At 70.0% G+C, this 16768-nt stretch carries 11 protein-coding genes and 1 pseudogene; 4 read left to right on the forward strand and 8 right to left on the reverse strand.

The window, feature by feature from the left end; translation table 11 throughout:
• The first annotated feature begins 142 nt into the window (after window positions 1-142).
• The gene (locus G9272_RS13760) at window positions 143-2212 is read left to right on the forward strand and encodes a carbohydrate-binding module family 20 domain-containing protein (protein ID WP_171396851.1); all 2070 of its coding nucleotides are present in this window, start codon (window positions 143-145) and stop codon (window positions 2210-2212) included.
• Between the two features lie 58 nt (window positions 2213-2270).
• Here G9272_RS13760 and G9272_RS13765 read toward each other — a convergent pair whose 3' ends face one another.
• The 5 genes from G9272_RS13765 to G9272_RS13785 all read right to left on the reverse strand — a co-directional run bounded on the left by G9272_RS13765 (window position 2271) and on the right by G9272_RS13785 (window position 8982).
• Complete coding sequence (locus G9272_RS13765; protein ID WP_171396852.1) at window positions 2271-3647, reverse strand: alpha-amylase; 1377 nt, start codon at window positions 3645-3647, stop codon at window positions 2271-2273.
• 136 nt (window positions 3648-3783) lie between these two features.
• Window positions 3784-5472, reverse strand: a complete 1689-nt coding sequence (locus G9272_RS13770) for a glycoside hydrolase family 13 protein (protein WP_171396853.1) — start codon at window positions 5470-5472, stop codon at window positions 3784-3786.
• A gap of 200 nt (window positions 5473-5672) precedes the next feature.
• Window positions 5673-6575 (reverse strand): sugar ABC transporter permease, encoded by a 903-nt coding sequence (locus G9272_RS13775; protein WP_171396854.1) that lies wholly within the window; start codon window positions 6573-6575, stop codon window positions 5673-5675.
• A gap of 13 nt (window positions 6576-6588) precedes the next feature.
• Window positions 6589-7593 (reverse strand): carbohydrate ABC transporter permease, encoded by a 1005-nt coding sequence (locus G9272_RS13780; protein ID WP_020126748.1) that lies wholly within the window; start codon window positions 7591-7593, stop codon window positions 6589-6591.
• 114 nt (window positions 7594-7707) lie between these two features.
• Window positions 7708-8982, reverse strand: a complete 1275-nt coding sequence (locus G9272_RS13785) for an extracellular solute-binding protein (RefSeq protein WP_171396855.1) — start codon at window positions 8980-8982, stop codon at window positions 7708-7710.
• A 398-nt stretch (window positions 8983-9380) separates the two neighbouring features.
• On the opposite strand from G9272_RS13785, the gene G9272_RS13790 reads away from it, so the two are divergent.
• Entirely contained in the window at window positions 9381-10415 is a 1035-nt protein-coding gene (locus tag G9272_RS13790; protein WP_301272129.1) for a LacI family DNA-binding transcriptional regulator, read from the forward strand.
• 131 nt (window positions 10416-10546) lie between these two features.
• Window positions 10547-11425, forward strand: coding sequence for a phosphatase PAP2 family protein (locus tag G9272_RS13795; RefSeq protein ID WP_171396857.1), 879 nt, complete (start codon window positions 10547-10549; stop codon window positions 11423-11425).
• Between the two features lie 46 nt (window positions 11426-11471).
• Here G9272_RS13795 and G9272_RS45240 read toward each other — a convergent pair.
• Together G9272_RS45240 and G9272_RS13800 are read right to left on the reverse strand one after the other, a co-directional pair.
• Window positions 11472-11644: pseudogene (locus tag G9272_RS45240) on the reverse strand (amidohydrolase); the annotation flags it as partial.
• A 50-nt stretch (window positions 11645-11694) separates the two neighbouring features.
• The gene (locus G9272_RS13800) at window positions 11695-12591 is read right to left on the reverse strand and encodes a LysR family transcriptional regulator (protein ID WP_171396858.1); all 897 of its coding nucleotides are present in this window, start codon (window positions 12589-12591) and stop codon (window positions 11695-11697) included.
• Between the two features lie 71 nt (window positions 12592-12662).
• On the opposite strand from G9272_RS13800, the gene G9272_RS13805 reads away from it, so the two are divergent.
• Window positions 12663-13583: a DMT family transporter gene (locus G9272_RS13805; protein WP_171396859.1), complete on the forward strand. Its 921-nt coding sequence runs from the start codon at window positions 12663-12665 to the stop codon at window positions 13581-13583.
• A 159-nt stretch (window positions 13584-13742) separates the two neighbouring features.
• On the opposite strand, the gene G9272_RS13810 is transcribed toward G9272_RS13805, so the two are convergent.
• Entirely contained in the window at window positions 13743-16739 is a 2997-nt protein-coding gene (locus G9272_RS13810) for a bifunctional [glutamine synthetase] adenylyltransferase/[glutamine synthetase]-adenylyl-L-tyrosine phosphorylase (RefSeq protein ID WP_171396860.1), read from the reverse strand.
• Between the last annotated feature and the right edge of the window lie 29 nt (window positions 16740-16768).

The raw sequence follows: 16768 nt of genomic DNA on the forward strand, positions 1-16768 counted from the left end.
GCTCACGAAAGGTTTACAGCAAGAGGCTTGCAACTCACAGCAAGAACTTTCACCAATACCTTGACGTGCCCTTCTCAACTACCCCACGCTCACCCCTTGTTGAATCCCGAACCCCCCGAGGAAACCCCTTTCGGAGCCGCAGATGACCATCAGAGACCACCCCCCGGGTGTCCTACGGCGCACCGCCGGTGCCGCGGCCGCCGCCGCACTGGCCCTGGCCGGAACGATCGCCCTGCCCGCCGGCGCCGCCCACGCGGACGCCACGACCTCCGGCGATGTGATCGCCAACCTGTGGGAGTACAACTGGAACTCGGTCGCGTCCGAGTGCACGGCCGTGCTCGGCCCGGGCGGCTACGGCGCGGTGTGGGTCGCCCCGCCCGCCGAGTCCCTGAAGCAGTCCAGCTCCTACTGGTGGGACGTCTACCAGCCGTACTCCTCCAGCCTGAACGGCCGCTTCGGGACGGCGGCCCAGTTCGCGTCGATGGTCACGGCCTGCCACGACGCAGGACTCAAGGTCTACACGGACGCCGTGGTCAACCACACCGCCGCGCAGACCGGCGTCGGATACAACGGCACGACGATCACCAACAAGTACGACACGCCGGACTGGGACCCGGACGACTACCACACCTCGGCCGAGTGCAACGACTCCGACCTGATCATCGACGACTGGTCGAACCTGAGTGAGATCCAGAACTGCGAGCTGCTGGGTCTGCCCGACCTGGAGACCGAGGACGACGACGTCCGCTCGGGCATCGCCGCCTACCTGAACAAGCAGATCGCCCTGGGTGTCGACGGCTTCCGCATCGACGCCGCCAAGCACATCCCGGTCGCCGACCTCAACGCGATCCGGGCGAAGCTCGACGACACGGCCTCGGGCGTCGACCCGTACGTCTTCCAGGAGGTGTACCCGGGCTCGACCCCGGCGGCCTCCGACTACTACTCCTCGGGCGACGTCCTGGACTTCACCTACGCGAGCAAGTTGAAGTCGGCGTTCCAGGGGAACGTGAGCGACCTGGCCTCCCTGGAGAGCAGCGGCATCCTTCCGGCCGCGAACTCGGTGTCCTTCGTGACCAACCACGACACCGAGCGCAACGGCCTGCACATGAGCTACAAGGACGGCGACACCTACCGGCTCGCCAACGTCTTCGAGCTGGCCTACAAGTGGGCGACCCCGACGATCTACTCGGGCTTCGAGTGGTCCTCCTCCGACCAGGCCCCGCCGAACTCGAACGGCTTCGTCACGGACACGAACTGCTCCTCCGGCTGGTACTGCCTCCAGCGCGACACCGCGATCGCCGGCATGGTGAAGTGGCACAACGCGGTCGGCTCGGCGGCGGTCACCAACTGGTCCACGAAGTCGTCGAACGTGATCGGCTTCGCCCGCGGGACCGGCGGCTACCTCGCGCTCAACAACGGTTCCTCCGCCGCCACTCACACCTTCGCCACCGGCATGGCCGACGGCACGTACGCGAACGTCGTCGACAACGGCGCGACGACGGTGACGGTCTCGGGCGGCAACGCCACGCTCACCGTCCCGGCGAAGAGCGCGATCGCCTTCCACGACGGCGCGTTCACCCCGTGCACCACCTGCGAGCCCGACGACGGCGGATCGACGTCCACGGTGAGCGCGACCTTCAACGCGTACGCGTCGACGACGAGCGGCACGAGCGTCCACGTCGTCGGCTCGATCGCGGCGCTGGGCGGCTGGGACACCTCCAAGGCGGTCCAGCTGTCGTCCGCCGGCTACCCGATCTGGTCGGGGGCGGTGAGCGTGCCGATCAACACGTCCTTCGAGTACAAGTACGTCAAGAAGGACGCGGCCGGGAACGTGACCTGGGAGTCCACCGCCAACAGGTCTGCCACCGGCACGACTTCGGCGCTCACGCTCGACAGCTCCTGGAACGTGGCGAACGCGAGCGCCACCGACGTGACCTTCAACGTCAACGCGACGACGAGCCTGGGCACCGACGTCTACGTCGTCGGGTCCATCGCCTCCCTCGGCTCCTGGAGCACCGCCGACGCCGTCCCGCTGTCATCGGCGTCGTACCCCACCTGGAGCAGGAAGGTGATCGTCCCCAGGAGCACGGCCTTCGAGTACAAGTTCCTCAAGAAGGACGGCTCCGGGAACGTGACCTGGGAGTCCGGGACGAACCGCTCGTACACGACGGGCAGTTCGTCCGGCTACTCCACGAGCGACACCTGGAAGTGAGCGGTCCCGGCCGCCACGGGAGCGTGTGACACGGGCCCGTGGCGGCCGGGGAGGGAACTCAGCAGCTCGACCTGCCCGTGTAGATCGCCAGGGCTGTGTCGGCGCCGAGGGTCGCCGTGAACTGGCCCGATCCGTTCACGGTCACCGTCGTGTTGTTCTGCACGTTGCAGTAGGTGCCGGCGGCGAGGGACGTCTGGTACGTCCGGCTGAGGGAAGAGCTCTCGTGGTTGATCGCGACGTACCCCTTGCTGCCCCGCCCGAAGGCGATCGCGTCGCCCCCGTTGTCCCACCAGTCGGTCATCGCCGCACCCCGCGTGGCGTTGCGGAAGGCCACCATGCGCAGGATCTCCGGCCAGGCGTGCTGGCACTTCCAGCCGTTCTGCCAGCAGGCGCTCACGGCCCCGCCGTCGGGCGGCCCGGCGTCCGCGTCCGACCACTCGTACCCGGAGTTGATGTCCGGGGCCCCGTAGGGATACGCGAGCATGAAGACGTTGGCGAGCGTGTAGTTCGCCCCGTCCTTGTAGGTGAGGGTCGATCCGTTGCGCTCGGTGTCGTGGTTGTCGACGAACACACCGGCGACGGAGCCGCTCAGGTACCCCCAGCCCTCGCCGTAGTTCTTCAGGTAGGCGAGGTTCTCGTTGTTGAAGACCCGCTTGAGGTCGTAGGCGTAACGGAACTCCTGGACGTCCCCGTTGCCGGTGTACTCGGTCGGCTGGACGGCCTCTCCGCTGCCATAGATGACCTCCTGCTTCCAGTACACACCCGGGTTCGTCAGCCGCGACTTGATGTCGGCGAGGTCGGCGGTGTCGATGTGCTTGGCCGCGTCGATGCGGAAGCCGTCGACCCCGAGGGTGAGCAGGTCGTTCATGTACCCGGCGACGGTCTTGCGGACGTACTCCTCGCCGGTGTCCAGGTCGGCGAGGCCGACCAGCTCGCAGTGCTGGACGTTCCAGCGGTCGGCGTAGTTGGTGATCTGGGACGTGCAGTCGTCGAAGTCGTACGAGGAGTACAGGCCCGGGTAGTCGTACTTCGTGTACGAAGAGCCACCGGTGCCGGTGCCGCTGCCCGCCGACATGTGGTTGACGACCGTGTCGACGACGACCTTCACGCCCGCCGCGTGGCAGGTGTTCACCATGGTCTGGAACGCCGCACGGTCGCCCAGCCGGCCCGCGATCTTGTAACTGACGGGCTGGTACGACGTCCACCACTGCGAGCCCTGTATGTGCTCGGCGGGCGGGGAGACCTGGACGTAGCCGTAACCGGCCGGGCCGAGGGTGTTGGTGCACTCCTTGGCGACCGAGGCGAAGTTCCACTCGAAGAGGACGGCGGTGACGTCCTTGGTGCCGGGCGGGGCGGCGGACACGGCTGTGGGGGCCATGACGACGGCTGCGGCGGCCAGGGCGAGGGCGCCCGAAAGGGGTCTGCTGCTTGCCATGTGGGGAAGTCCTTCTCCGTTGAAGGCTCTTGCTGAAACATTTCAGCAAACTTGCGGTGACGGAGATGTTAAAGGCCCGCTGCCTGAAAAGGCAGCGGGCCGTGTGAAGTTGATGCAAGAACTTTCAGAGACGCCGTCAGGCCGTCGTGAACCACACCGTCGTGTCCGCCGGGACCTTGGCCTCGCCGGCGTCTGTCTCGGTCACCTCACCGCTCGCGAGCAGCACCCGCCCGTGGGCCGGGGTCGTCACCGACTCCCCCGTCGTGTTCGCCACACACACGAACTCCCCGCGCCGGAAGGCCAGTACGCCCGCCGGGGCCTTCAGCCACTCCACCGCGTCGCCCGCGCCCAGGTCGGGCCGCGAGCGGCGGATGCCGAGGGCCGAGCGGTACAGCTCCAGCGTGGAACCGGGCACCCCCTGCTGTGCCTCCACACTCGACTCGCCCCACCCGGACGGCTGGGGCAGCCAGCTGCCGCCGTCGCCGAAGCCGTACGACGAGCCCTCGCGCGTCCACGGGATCGGGACGCGGCAGCCGTCACGGAAGCCGTCCTGGCCGGCGCCGCGGAAGTACGCCGGGTCCTGGCGCACCTCGTCGGGCAGGTCGACGACGTCCGGGAGGCCTAGTTCCTCGCCCTGGTAGACGTACGCCGAGCCGGGGAGCGCCAGCATCAGCAGCGTGGCCGCCCGCGCCCGCCGCAGACCGACCTCGCGGTCGCCCGCCGTGCGGATCTGGGTGCCGAGGCCGGGCGGGTTGGCGAAGCGGGTGGCGTGCCGCGTCACGTCGTGGTTGGACAGCACCCAGGTGGCGGGGGCGCCGACCGGGCGCATCGCCTCCAGGGTGCGGTCGACGACCTCGCGCAGCTGCTCCGCGTCCCACTCGGTGGCCAGGTACTGGAAGTTGAAGGCCTGGTGGAGTTCGTCGGGGCGGACGTAGTTCGCGGTGCGCTCGACGGTCGGCGTCCAGGCCTCGGCGACGAAGATGCGCTCGCCCGAGTACTCGTCGAGGATGAGCCGCCACTGGCGGTAGATCTCGTGGACGCCGTCCTGGTCGAAGAACGGCATGACATCGTTGCCCAGCAGCTTGAGTTGGTCGTGGGCGCCGAGGTCCGGCAGACCCGCCGCCTTGACCAGGCCGTGGGCCACGTCGATACGGAAGCCGTCGACGCCCATGTCCAGCCAGAAGCGCAGGACGGAGCGGAACTCGTCCCCCACCGCCGGGTGTTCCCAGTTGAAGTCGGGCTGCTCGGGGGCGAAGAGGTGCAGGTACCACTCGCCGGCGGTACCGTCCGGCTCCGTGATCCGGGTCCAGGCGGGGCCGCCGAAGATGGACTCCCAGTCGTTGGGCGGGAGTTCGCCATTCGCGCCCTTGCCGGGACGGAAGTGGTAGCGGTCCCGCAGGGACGAGCCGGGGCCTTCGCGCAACGCCCGCTTGAACCACTCGTGCTGGTCGGAGGAGTGGTTCGGGACCAGGTCGACGATGATCCTCAGGCCCAGTTCACGGGCGTCCCGGATCAGCGCGTCGGCGTCGAGGAGATTGCCGAACATGGGGTCGACCGCGCGGTAGTCGGCGACGTCGTAACCGGCGTCGGCCTGCGGGGAGGCGTAGAAGGGGCTGAGCCACACGGCGTCCACGCCGAGGTCGCGCAGGTACGGGAGACGGGAGCGTACGCCTTCCAGGTCGCCCATGCCGTCGCCGTTGCTGTCGGCGAAGCTGCGCGGGTACACCTGGTAGATCACCGCGTCCCGCCACCAGTCACGGCGCTTGGCGACGGTGGCGACAGCCGAGGTGGAGGTGGGGGCCGGGGCTGCGGGCTGCTGGCTCATGGCGTCCTTGGTACGTAACGGGGCTGTTGACATGGGGTCTTGGTGCTCGCTTCGGTTGCGAGGGCGAGTGGTCTCGAGGCGGGTCGTCGAGGCGAGTCGATGAGACGGGTGGATGAGGCGGCCGCGGTGCCGGCGGGGTCGGATGGACACCGCGGCCGCCACCCGCGCTCCTTGCGGGGCGCGGGAGTCTCGTACGGGGCTCAGCCCTTCGTGCCGCCCGCGGTGAGGCCGGTCACCAGGTTCTTCTGCACGAGGTAGAAGAACACGGCGGCGGGTATCGCGATCAGCACCGCCGTGGCGGCCATGAGGTTGCGCTGGGCGTCGTGCTCGCTGACGAAGGACTGGAGTCCGACGGCAAGGGTGTACTTGTCGTCGCTGAGCATGAACGTCGAGGCGAAGGCGACCTCGCTGAAGGCGGTGAGGAAGTTGTAGAAGGCGGCCACCGCGAGACCGGGCTTGGCAAGCGGCAGGATCAGCCGGAAGAAGGTGCCGAACGGGGTGAGCCCGTCGACGCGTCCCGCCTCGTCGATCTCGAAGGGGATGGTGTCGAAGTACCCCTTGAGCAGCCAGGCGCTGTACGGGATGACCGTCGTGCAGTAGACGAGGATCAGGCCAAAGTAGTTGTCGATGAGCTGGAGGTCCGAGAGGATCTGGTACATCGGCACCATCAGCACGGCGACCGGGAACATCTGGGTGACCAGCAGCACCCACATGAACTTCTTGTAGCCGGGGAAGCGCATCCGGGAGACGGCGTAGCCGGTGGTGGCGGCGATGAGCACGCCGATGGCCGTGGTGCCGAGCGTGACGATGAGCGAGCTCTTCAACCAGTCGAAGAACTGGGTGTGCTGGAGGACGAACGTGTAGTTGTCGAACGTCATCTTGTCCCAGATGCCGCCCGGGTGCAGATAGTCGTCCGTGTCCGGGCCGAGGGACAGATAGACCAGCCACCCGATCGGGAAGAGCGCGATGACGCTCGCGACGATCAGGATGCCGTGGGAGGCGAGCGAGCCGGCGAGGCTGTTCTCGCCGCGGCGCCGGGCGCGCGGGGTCTTGGAACGCTGCTCGCTCACGGGGGCGGAGGTCTCGGCGGTGGTGCTACTCATGGGAACTCCTGCCTCAGATCGCGAGCTGCTGCTCGTTGCGGTTCAGCCAGCGGCGGTAGAACGAGGTGAAGACGATCAGGATGGCCAGCAGCAGGATGCCGTAGGCGGCGGACTGGGCGAAGTCACGCGGCTGCTGTCCGAATCCGAGGTAGTACGCCCAGGTGACGAGGATCTGCGCGTCGGGGGCGGTGTTGCCGAACAGCAGGAAGATCACGGCGAACTGGTTGAAGGTCCAGATGATGCCCAGCAGGACGACGGTGGAGCTGACGGACCGCAGGCCCGGCAGGGTGACGTACCGGAAGCGCTGCCAGGCGCTGGCGCCGTCCATCTCCGCGGCCTCGTAGAGCGAGGCGTCGATGGCCTGGAGGCCGCCGAGCAGCGAGATCATCATGAACGGCACACCGCACCAGGTGTTGACCATGATCGCGGCGAACCGCTGCCAGAAGGTGTCCTCGAGCCACAGTGGCGAGGGCAGATGCAGGGCGTCGAGCGCGGAGTTGATGATGCCGCCGTCGGCGAGCATGAACCGCCAGCCGAAAACGGTGACGAAGGTGGGCACCGCCCACGGCAGCACCAGGATCAGCCGGTACAGGGTCCGCCCGCGCAGCTTCTGGTTGAGCAGGAGCGCGAGGCCCAGTCCGATGCCGTAGTGCAGGGCGACACAGGCCGCCGTCCAGACGATCGTCCAGATGAAGTGCGACCAGAAGCGGTCGTAGGCCGTCGGGCCCCAGAGGATGTCGGCGTAGTTGTCGAGGCCGATGAACTTGTAGGTGGCGTCGATGTGGTTGACGCCGATCGTGCGCGCGGTGTTCAGGCTGTTGGCGTCGGTCAGCGTCAGGTACAGGCCGTACACCAGGGGGTACAGCACGAGCACGCCGAGGACGACCGCCACCGGGGCGATCATCACGTACGCGTACCAGTGCTTCTGGTAGCCGCGCCTCAGGCGCCCGGCCGGCCCGGGCTTCGGCTCACGGTCACCGCGGCGCTTGCCGGTCGCGCGGTCGATGGCGACTGTCATGGTTCGACACCTTCTGGATCTTCACGCTGGATCTTCGACGGGTGGTACGGCTCACAGGCAGGTGGCCGCCGGATCTCTCCCCCCATGTGTGGGAGATCCGGCGGCCACACCGGCTCACTTGCTGAAGTCCGGCACCAGCTTGGCGATGGCGGTCTCAGCGGTGCTCAGGCCCTTGTCGAGGGTCTCCTTGCCGCCCGCGATCTTGGGCAGTTCGGTGTCGAGCGGGCCCCAGAGGGAGCTGTACTCCGGCAGCGCCGGGCGCGGCTGGGCGGCGGACAGGACCGTCTGGTAGCCGGCGATGCCCGGGTCGGCCTTGACGGCGGCGGTGTAGGCGTCGTCGCGCGTCGGCAGCGTGGAGTTCTTCTGGGCGATGGTCGCCTGGCTCGCAGCGGAGGTCATGAAGTTGACGAACTTCAGCGCGGCGGCCTGGTGGGCCTTGTCCGAGCCGGCGTAGACCGAGAGGTTGTGGCCGCCGGTCGGGGCGCCCGCCTTGCCGGTGGAACCGGCCGGGACGGTGGCGATGCCCAGGTTGTTCTTGTCCGTGAAGGCGCTGCCCTTGTAGAAGTTCGTGATCTCCCACGGGCCCTGGACGATCGCGGCGACCTTGCCGTTGACGAACGCGTCCTGGATGTGGGCGTACGCGTCGGCGGTGGTGTCCGCCTTGTGCAGGCCCTTGCCGTCGAAGAGGCCCAGCCAGGTGCCGTACGCCTTCTGCGCGGCGGCGGAGTTGACGGTGATCTTCTTGGCGTCGGCGTCGACGGTGTCGGTGCCCTCGCCGTAGAGGAAGGACTGGGCGTAGTAGGCCTGGGTGGAGCCCCAGTAGCCGTCGACGCCGGTCTTGGCCTTGACGGTGGCGGCGGCGGTCTTCAGGTCGTCCCAGGTCTTGGGCGCCTCGGTGATGCCGGCCTTCGCGAAGAGCGCCTTGTTGTAGACCAGCGCGAGCGTGTCGGTGACGATCGGCACGCCGTACGTCTTGCCCTCGTACTTGGCCTGCTCGATCAGGTTCGACTTGAACTTGGCCTGGTCCTTGAGGGCCTCGGTGCCGTCCAGCGGCAGGAAGAAGCCCTTCTTGGCGAAGGCGGGGGTCCAGCCGACCTCGGAGCGCAGCACGTCCGGGGCGCCGGAGGCACCGGCGGCCGTGTCGAACTTGTTCTGCGCCTGGTCGAAGGGCACATTGACGTACTTGACCTTGACGTCCTTGTTGGCGGCCTCGAACTGCTTGACCAGGGCCTGGTACGTCGGCGCCTCATTGGTGGCGTTGGAGGTGTCCCACCAGGTGATGGTGACCGGCCCGGACGAGTTGTCGCTGCCGCTGTCGTCTCCGCCGCAGGCCGTCGCCGCGAGGGCGAAGGACGCCACCAGCGCGGTGGCCGCTATGCCACGCCGCATGAGTTTCTCCTTGAGGGTGAGAGCCCGTTTAGCTACAGGAAGCGGTCCCGTCCGCTGTCCTGCCGACTCCGACCGCGCCGTTGCTGCCGTCGGGCGACGTGAACGTAACAGCGATGTAAGCGGCACGAAAGACCTTGCAGAAAAAAAGTGCAAGAGAACTCCGAAGTTATCCGCACGTGACCCGTGCGTGACCTCCCCTCGACCGCTGTGAGACCGTAGTTGTCGTGGTTGGGGGGCCTCACAGCGGGGCAAAGGGCCGCTGTGCAAGACTCTGCAAGCTCTTGCCATCACTTTCATGAGGGAGCGCGATGACGCAGCAGCCCGCGGGCCGTTCAACAGGTCGCCCACGGCGTCCGATTGGTGTGCAAGTCAGCACCCGACCGGTACAGTCCACCCCTGTGACCACACGGCTTGCCGACATCGCTGCGCAGGCGGGGGTGAGCGAAGCGACCGTCAGCCGCGTTCTCAACGGCAAGCCCGGTGTCGCCGCCACCACCCGCCAGTCCGTGCTCGCCGCTCTGGACGTCCTGGGCTACGAGCGCCCCGTCCGCCTGCGCCAGCGCAGCGCGGGTCTGGTCGGCCTCATCACGCCGGAGCTGGAGAACCCGATATTCCCGGCCCTGGCCCAGGTCATCGGCCAGGCGCTGACCCGCCAGGGCTACACCCCGGTCCTCGCCACCCAGACCCCGGGCGGCTCCACGGAGGACGAACTGACCGAGATGCTGGTCGACCGCGGGGTCGCCGGCATCATCTACGTCTCGGGCCTGCACGCGGACACCACGGCCGACATGCAGCGCTACGAGCAGCTGCGGGCGCAGGGCGTCCCCTTCGTGCTGGTGGACGGCTTCTCCCCGAAGGTCCAGGCACCGTTCATCTCCCCCGACGACCGGGCGGCGATGACCCTGGCCGTCACCCACCTCGTCTCGCTCGGCCACACCCGGGTGGGGCTGGCGCTCGGCCCCAAGCGGTTCGTGCCGGTCCAGCGCAAGATCGAGGGCTTCGTCAGGGCGGTCCAGGAACAGCTGGGCCTCAACCCCGAGACGATCGAGAGCGATCTGGTCCAGCACTCCCTCTACACCCTCGAGGGCGGCCAGGCGGCGACCACGGCGCTGATCGACCGGGGCTGTACGGCGATCGTCTGCGCCAGCGACATGATGGCGCTGGGCGCGATACGGGCGGCCAGGCAGCGCGGTCTGGCAGTGCCCCAGGACATCTCGGTGGTCGGCTTCGACGACTCCCCGCTGATCGCCTTCACCGACCCGCCCCTGACGACCGTCCGCAAGCCGGTCCCCGCGATGGGCCAGGCCGCCGTCCGCACGCTCCTCGAGGAGATCGGCGGGACACCGGCGCCCCACAGCGAGTTCGTGTTCATGCCCGAGCTGGTGGTGCGCGGTTCGACCGCTTCGGCGCCCGGGGACCGAAATCGTCCGTAGGGCGGAGACGTCCGGGTTCTCCCCGGTACGACGGCAGTAGCCGGAGGGGTCCGGCCGTCGTAGAAAGTGCGGGCCGAACCCGACCGAGGGATGATCGGGCCAAGAGGTCTTTTCTGGCAGACTTTGTGTCCATGGGTGAATCGACTGTGACGCCATTGGAAGGCCGTGACCAGGCCCTTCCAGACCCCGTCACGGCCCCGCCCCGGCAGCGCCGCCTCGACCGGCTGCGCAGCCCCCGCCGCCCCCGCCTCTGGTTCGAGATCCTCCTCATCGCGGTGAGCTACTGGACGTACTCACTGGTGCGCAACGCGGTCCCGGAACAACGCTCCGAGGCGCTGCGCAACACGGACTGGATCTGGCGCGTGGAGCACAGCCTCGGCATCGCCGTGGAGGAGTCGGTCAATCACACGGTGAACTCGGTGACCTGGCTCATCGTGGGCATGAACTACTACTACGCGACCCTGCACTTCGTCGTCACGCTGGCCGTCCTGGTCTGGCTCTATCGCAGCCACCCGGGGCGCTACGCGGCGACGCGGCTGGCTCTCTTCGCCACCACGGCCGTGGCCCTGGTGGGCTACTACCTGTACCCGCTGGCGCCCCCGCGGCTGATGCCGGGCGGTGACTTCGTGGACACGGTGATGGTCCACCAGACCTGGGGTTCGATGGCGTCCGGCGACCTCAAGCACATGTCGAACCAGTACGCGGCGATGCCGTCCATGCACATCGGCTGGTCCCTGTGGTGCGGTCTGACCGTGTTCGCGCTGGCCGAGCTGCCCTGGGTGCGCATCCTGGGCCTGCTCTACCCGACCGCGACCCTGGTGGTGATCGTCGCGACGGCCAACCACTTCTGGCTGGACGCCGTGGGCGGCCTCCTCTGCCTGGCGTTCGGCTTCGCGGTGGCCCGCGTCTGGTACGGGGCTCTGCCGTACGCCCTGCCCAGACTCGTGCCACCGAAGGAACCGAAGGGGCCACGGGGGCAGGGCAGGCCCCTGCTCCCCACGAAGGCATGACGCTCGGCGGCACGGCTTGACGCTCGCACGCACCACGGCTTGACGCTCAGCGCTCTCCCGTGTGCACCACGTGTCCCCCGGTCACCGTGAGCCGCACCGGCGCCTCGGCCACCTCGTCCGCCGGGGCCCCGACCGGGTCGAGACCGAGCGCGTGAGGTCGGCCCGGAACCCGACGGGGACCCGGCCCGCCGATCCGCTCTCCCCGGCGGCCGGGGCGGCCACCATGACCCGACCGGCGCGGCACAGCCCGGCCGACGACGCTCAGCGCCTCACCGCGCTTCCGCGGCCCCCCTCAGCGCGTCGATGAACGCGTCCAGCGCGGGCTGCGCCGGTGCCGTCTCGCGGACCACCGCCTGGATGGCCCGTACCGGCACCGGATCACGCACCTCCCGTACGACGACCCCCGGATGCCGGCTGCCGAGCCCCAGCCGGGGCACCAGACTCACGCCCAGCCCGGCGGCGACGAACCCCTGGGCGGTCACGTAGTCCTCGCTCTGCACCGCGAACCGGGGCCGGAACCCGACCACCGCACACGCGTCGAGCTGAGCGTCGAGACAGGGTCCCGGCCACTCGCTGCCCACGAACGCCTCCTCGGCCAGCTCCTCCAGCCGCACGCTCCGCCGCCCGGCGAGCCGGTGCCCGCGCGGCAGGACGGCGAGATAGGGATCGTCGAGCAGGTGCAGCAGCCGTACGCCACCGTCCTGCCGCCCCTCCCTGCCCACCCGCAACGCCAGATCGGCCCGCCCTTCCCGCACCTCCGCCAGCGGATCCTCGGGATCGACGGTCAGCTTCAGCTCGATCCGGACGCCGGGATGCGCCTCCCGCAGCCGCGCCACGGCCGGCGCCACCAGCCCGGCCCCCGCGGTGGCGAAGTACCGCACCCCCAGCCGCCCGGTCCGCCCGGCGAGCAGGTCGGCGAGCGCCGTCTCGGCCTCGGCGACCTGCCGTCCGATGGTGTCCGCGTACTCGGTGAGCAGCAGTCCGGCGGCCGTGGGCCGTACGCCCCGCCCGACCCGCTCCAGCAACGCGGCCCCCGCCTCCTTCTCCAGGGCGGCGATCTGCTGACTGACGGCGGACGGCGTGTACCCCAGCACGGCCGCGGCCCCCGTCACGGACCCGTTCCCCACGACCGCCCGCAACACCTGCATCCGCCGCACATCAAGCATGCAGTACAGCTTAACGAACCATCCAGAACATTTCACTTGTCCTCACAGGTCGGGCGGACGACGGTAGGAACATGCCCCTCGCCTCCACGCTCCGCATGGCCGCGCTCGCCCTCTTCTGGGGCTCCGGCTTCCTCTGGATCAAGCTGGCCCTGACCCACGGCCTGACCCCCGCCCAGATCACCATCGCCCGGTGCGCCCTGGGCACGGCCGTCCTGCTGCTCCTGGCCCGTCGGGCAGGCCAGCGCCTCCCCCGGTCCCGGGCCACCTGGGGCCATCTCGCCGTGGCCGCCCTGTTCTGCAACGCGCTGCCCTTCGCCCTCTTCGCCCTGGGCGAGCAGCATCTCGACTCGGGCATCGCGGGCGTGCTCAACGCCACGACCCCCCTCTGGTCCCTCCTCATCGGCATCGGCCTGGGCACGGACCGAGCCCTGCACCCCGTGCGTCTGACCGGTCTCGTCCTGGGCTTCGCCGGTACCGTCCTGATCTTCGCCCCCTGGCACCACGAGGGCCTGCTCAGCCTGCCCGCCCTGTACCTGCTGGCCGCGGCGGCGAGCTACGCGGTGGCCTTCGCCTACATGGCCCGGCACCTGACGGCCTCGGAGACCCCCATGGCCATGTCGGCGGCCCAGCTCCTCACCGCCACGATCTGGAGCACCCTGGCCCTCCCCGCGGCCGGCCCCATCCGTCCGGACGCCACCGCCCTGCTCGCCGTCGCCGCGCTGGGCGTCCTCGGCACGGGCGTGACCTTCTACCTCAACTACCGCCTGATTGCGGACGAGGGCCCCACCACGGCGGCGACGGTCGGCTACCTGCTCCCGGTCGTGTCGGTCGCGCTGGGCGCGGCGGTCCTGGACGAGCAGATAGGCGTACGCGTTCTCGCGGGCATGGCGGTGGTGCTGGTGGGCGTGGGGCTGACCCGGCGGAACACGGCGTCGCGTACGCGCGGGTCGGCGGATGCGCGGCGCGACGGCGCGACACAGCCCGCCTCCTAGCGCCGTCACCGCTGACGGCACCGTGAATGCGGTGGGTGCGGTGAGCGCCGTCAGCGCCCTGAGTGCCGTGCGTGCCGTGCATGCCGTGCATGCCGTGCATGCCGTGCATGCCGTGCATGCCGTGCATGCCGTGCATGCCGACGGCGATCACGACAGGTCCTAGCCGCTGTAGAACAGCTCGTCGACCACGCCCCGCGCCCGGCGCGCGGTCCGCCGGTAGTCGTCGAGCATGTCGCCCACCCGTCCGGGCCCGTACCCCAAGTACCGCCCCACGGCGACCAGTTCCCGGGGGTCGGACGGGAAGGTGTCCCCGGCCCGTCCGCGCACCAGCATCACCGCGTTGCGCACCCGGGTCGCCAGCACCCACGCCTCGTCCAGCGTCGCCGCGTCCTCGTCCGGGATGAGGCCGGCGTCGCGCGCGGCGGCGAGGGCCTCACGGGTGCGCGTGGTGCGCAGCCCCGGATGCGTCGAACCGTGCCGCAGCTGGACCAACTGCACGGTCCACTCGACGTCGGACAGGCCGCCCGGCCCGAGCTTGGTGTGCAGCTTCGGATCGGCGCCCCGGGGCAGGCGCTCCGACTCCATGCGGGCCTTCAGCCGCCGGATCTCCCGCACGGCCTCCTCGCCGAGCCCGTCCGCCGGATACCGCAGGGGGTCGATCAGCTCGATGAACCGACGCCCCAACTCCTCCTCTCCCGCGACGACTTCGGCCCGCAGCAGCGCCTGCGACTCCCAACCGAGCGACCAGCGCCGGTAGTAGGCCTCGTACGACTTCAACGTGCGCACGAGCGGCCCGGACTTGCCCTCCGGACGCAGGTCGGCGTCGATGAGCAGCGGCGGATCGGCACTGGAGATCTGGAGCAGTCGGCGCATCTCGGAGACGACCTTGTTCGCGGCGTCCGCGGCCTCGCGCTCGTCGACGCCGTCCCGGGGCTCGTGCACGAACAGGACGTCGGCGTCGGAGCCGTAGCCCAGTTCATGACCGCCGAAGCGGCCCATACCGATGACGGTGAAGGACGTCGGGAGTGTGTCGCCCCAGCCGTCCCGCACGACCGCGCGCAGAGTACCGGCCAGCGTGGCGGCCGTGATGTCCGACACGGCCCCGCCCACCAGGTCCACGAGGGCGCCCTGATCCGCCTCGACCGGCTGCGCCTCCGTGCCGTAGGAGGCGACGATGTCGGCGGCGGACGTGCGGAACAGCTCACGCCGACGGACCCCACGCGCCGCGGTCACCGCCTGCACCACGCCGTCGGCCCGTCGCACCGCGGCGAGTATCTCCTGCTCCAAATGGGCCCGCCCGCGCGGCTCGAGCCCCCCGCCGTCCCCGTCGCCGAGCAGCGCCACCGCCTCCGGCGCCCGCATCAGCAGATCGGGGGCGAGCCGGCCGGCGGACAGCACCCGGGCGAGGTTCTCCGCCGCGGCGCCCTCGTCCCGCAGCAACCGCAGGTACCAGGGTGTCTTGCCGAGCGCGTCCGACACCTTGCGGAAGTTGAGCAGGCCCGCGTCCGGGTCGGCGGAATCCGCGAACCAGCCGAGCAGAACCGGCAGCAGGGTGCGCTGGATGGCCGCCTTGCGCGTGACGCCGGAGGCCAGCGCCTCCAGGTGGCGCAGCGCGGACGCGGGGTCGGCGTACCCGAGCGCGACCAGCCGCTCCCGGGCCGCCTTCGGGCTCAACCGGGTCTCACCGGGGGCGAGTTGGGCGACGGCGTCGAGCAGCGGCCGGTAGAACAGCTTCTCGTGCAGCCGACGCACCACGGCGGCGTGCCGCTTCCACTCCTGGCCGAGCTCGGCGACCGGGTCGGTGCGCAGTCCGAGTGAGCGGCCCAGCCGCCGCAGGTCGGTCTCGGCCTCCGGGACCAGATGGGTCCGCCGCAGCCGGTAGAGCTGGATCCGATGCTCCATGGACCGCAGGAACCGGTACGCGACGTCCAGTTGTTCGGCGTCGGCGCGCCCGACGTATCCCCCCGCGGCGAGCGCCTGGAGGGCGTCGAGCGTGGTGCCGCTCCGCAACGACGCGTCGGCCCGCCCGTGCACCAGCTGCAACAGCTGCACGGCGAACTCGACGTCCCGCAGCCCCCCGGGTCCGAGTTTCAGTTCACGCTCGACCTCGGCGACCGGGATGTTCTCGACGACCCGCCGCCGCATCTTCTGCACGTCGACGACGAAGTTCTCCCGCTCGGCGGCCTGCCACACCAGGGGCTCGACCGCGGCGACGTACTCGGCCCCGAGTGCCAGGTCGCCGGCCACCGGCCGCGCCTTCAGCAGGGCCTGGAACTCCCAGGTCTTGGCCCACCGCTGGTAGTAGGCGAGATGGCTGGACAGCGTCCGCACCAGCGGTCCGTTGCGCCCCTCGGGCCGCAGATTGGCGTCGACGGGCCAGATGGACCCCTCCACGGTGGTCTCGGAGCAGATCCGCATCAGGTGCGACGCCAGTTTGGCGGCGGCCCGCAGCGCCTTGCCCTCGTCGGCCCCCTCGACGGCCTCCCCCACGAAGATCACGTCGACGTCCGACACGTAGTTCAGCTCATGCCCGCCGCACTTGCCCATCGCGATGACGGCGAGCCGGCACAACGCGGCGTCGTCGGGCGCGGCCGCCCGGGCGAGGCCCAGGGCGGCCCGCAGCGTGGCGGTGGCCAGATCGGCGAGCTCGGCGGCGGTCTCGGCGAGGTCGGTCGTCCCGCACACGTCACGCGCCGCGATGGACAGCAGGCAGCGCCGGTAGGCGACGCGCAGCGACACGGGATCCGTGGCCCCGGCCAGACCCCGCTCGAACTCCTCCACCCCGGGATGCAGATCCCGCGGCTCGTACGTGACCAGCGCCTCCCAGTCCCGCGGATGCCGGGCGAGGTGGTCGGCGAGGGCGGCGGACGCCCCCAGCACCCCCAGCAGCCGGTCGCGCAGCGGCTTGGCCGCTATCAGCGTGTCGAGCAGCTCCCGACGGGCGGTGGGCCCGGGCTGGGCCTCCAGCAGCCGGACGAGACCGTGCAGGGCGAGATCGGGATCGGCGGTGACGCCGAGGGCCTCCAGCAGAACGGGATCGTTGCGCACCGGCGACAGCTCGGGACCGTCCAGGAGCCGCTCGGCGGCGGACGGGTCGGTGAAGCCGTGCCGCAGCAGCCGTGTGAAGGTGCTGCTCCTGCGCCCCGGCGCCATCATCCCCGGCCCTCCCTCGGATCAAGGTCGTA

This window comes from Streptomyces asoensis (assembly GCF_013085465.1).
Classification (GTDB): Bacteria; Actinomycetota; Actinomycetes; order Streptomycetales; family Streptomycetaceae; genus Streptomyces; species Streptomyces cacaoi_A.

What these genes read in the sequence shown, in the direction of transcription:
- G9272_RS13785 (WP_171396855.1), bottom strand. Translation starts at nt 8,982, where the DNA reads ATGCGGCGTGGCATAGCGGCCACCGCGCTGGTGGCGTCCTTCGCCCTC.
- G9272_RS13760 (WP_171396851.1), top strand. Translation starts at nt 143, where the DNA reads ATGACCATCAGAGACCACCCCCCGGGTGTCCTACGGCGCACCGCCGGT.
- G9272_RS13805 (WP_171396859.1), top strand. Translation starts at nt 12,663, where the DNA reads ATGCCCCTCGCCTCCACGCTCCGCATGGCCGCGCTCGCCCTCTTCTGG.
- G9272_RS13795 (WP_171396857.1), top strand. Translation starts at nt 10,547, where the DNA reads ATGGGTGAATCGACTGTGACGCCATTGGAAGGCCGTGACCAGGCCCTT.
- G9272_RS13780 (WP_020126748.1), bottom strand. Translation starts at nt 7,593, where the DNA reads ATGACAGTCGCCATCGACCGCGCGACCGGCAAGCGCCGCGGTGACCGT.
- G9272_RS13800 (WP_171396858.1), bottom strand. Translation starts at nt 12,591, where the DNA reads ATGCTTGATGTGCGGCGGATGCAGGTGTTGCGGGCGGTCGTGGGGAAC.
- G9272_RS13810 (WP_171396860.1), bottom strand. Translation starts at nt 16,739, where the DNA reads ATGATGGCGCCGGGGCGCAGGAGCAGCACCTTCACACGGCTGCTGCGG.
- G9272_RS13775 (WP_171396854.1), bottom strand. Translation starts at nt 6,575, where the DNA reads ATGAGTAGCACCACCGCCGAGACCTCCGCCCCCGTGAGCGAGCAGCGT.
- G9272_RS13765 (WP_171396852.1), bottom strand. Translation starts at nt 3,647, where the DNA reads ATGGCAAGCAGCAGACCCCTTTCGGGCGCCCTCGCCCTGGCCGCCGCA.
- G9272_RS13770 (WP_171396853.1), bottom strand. Translation starts at nt 5,472, where the DNA reads ATGAGCCAGCAGCCCGCAGCCCCGGCCCCCACCTCCACCTCGGCTGTC.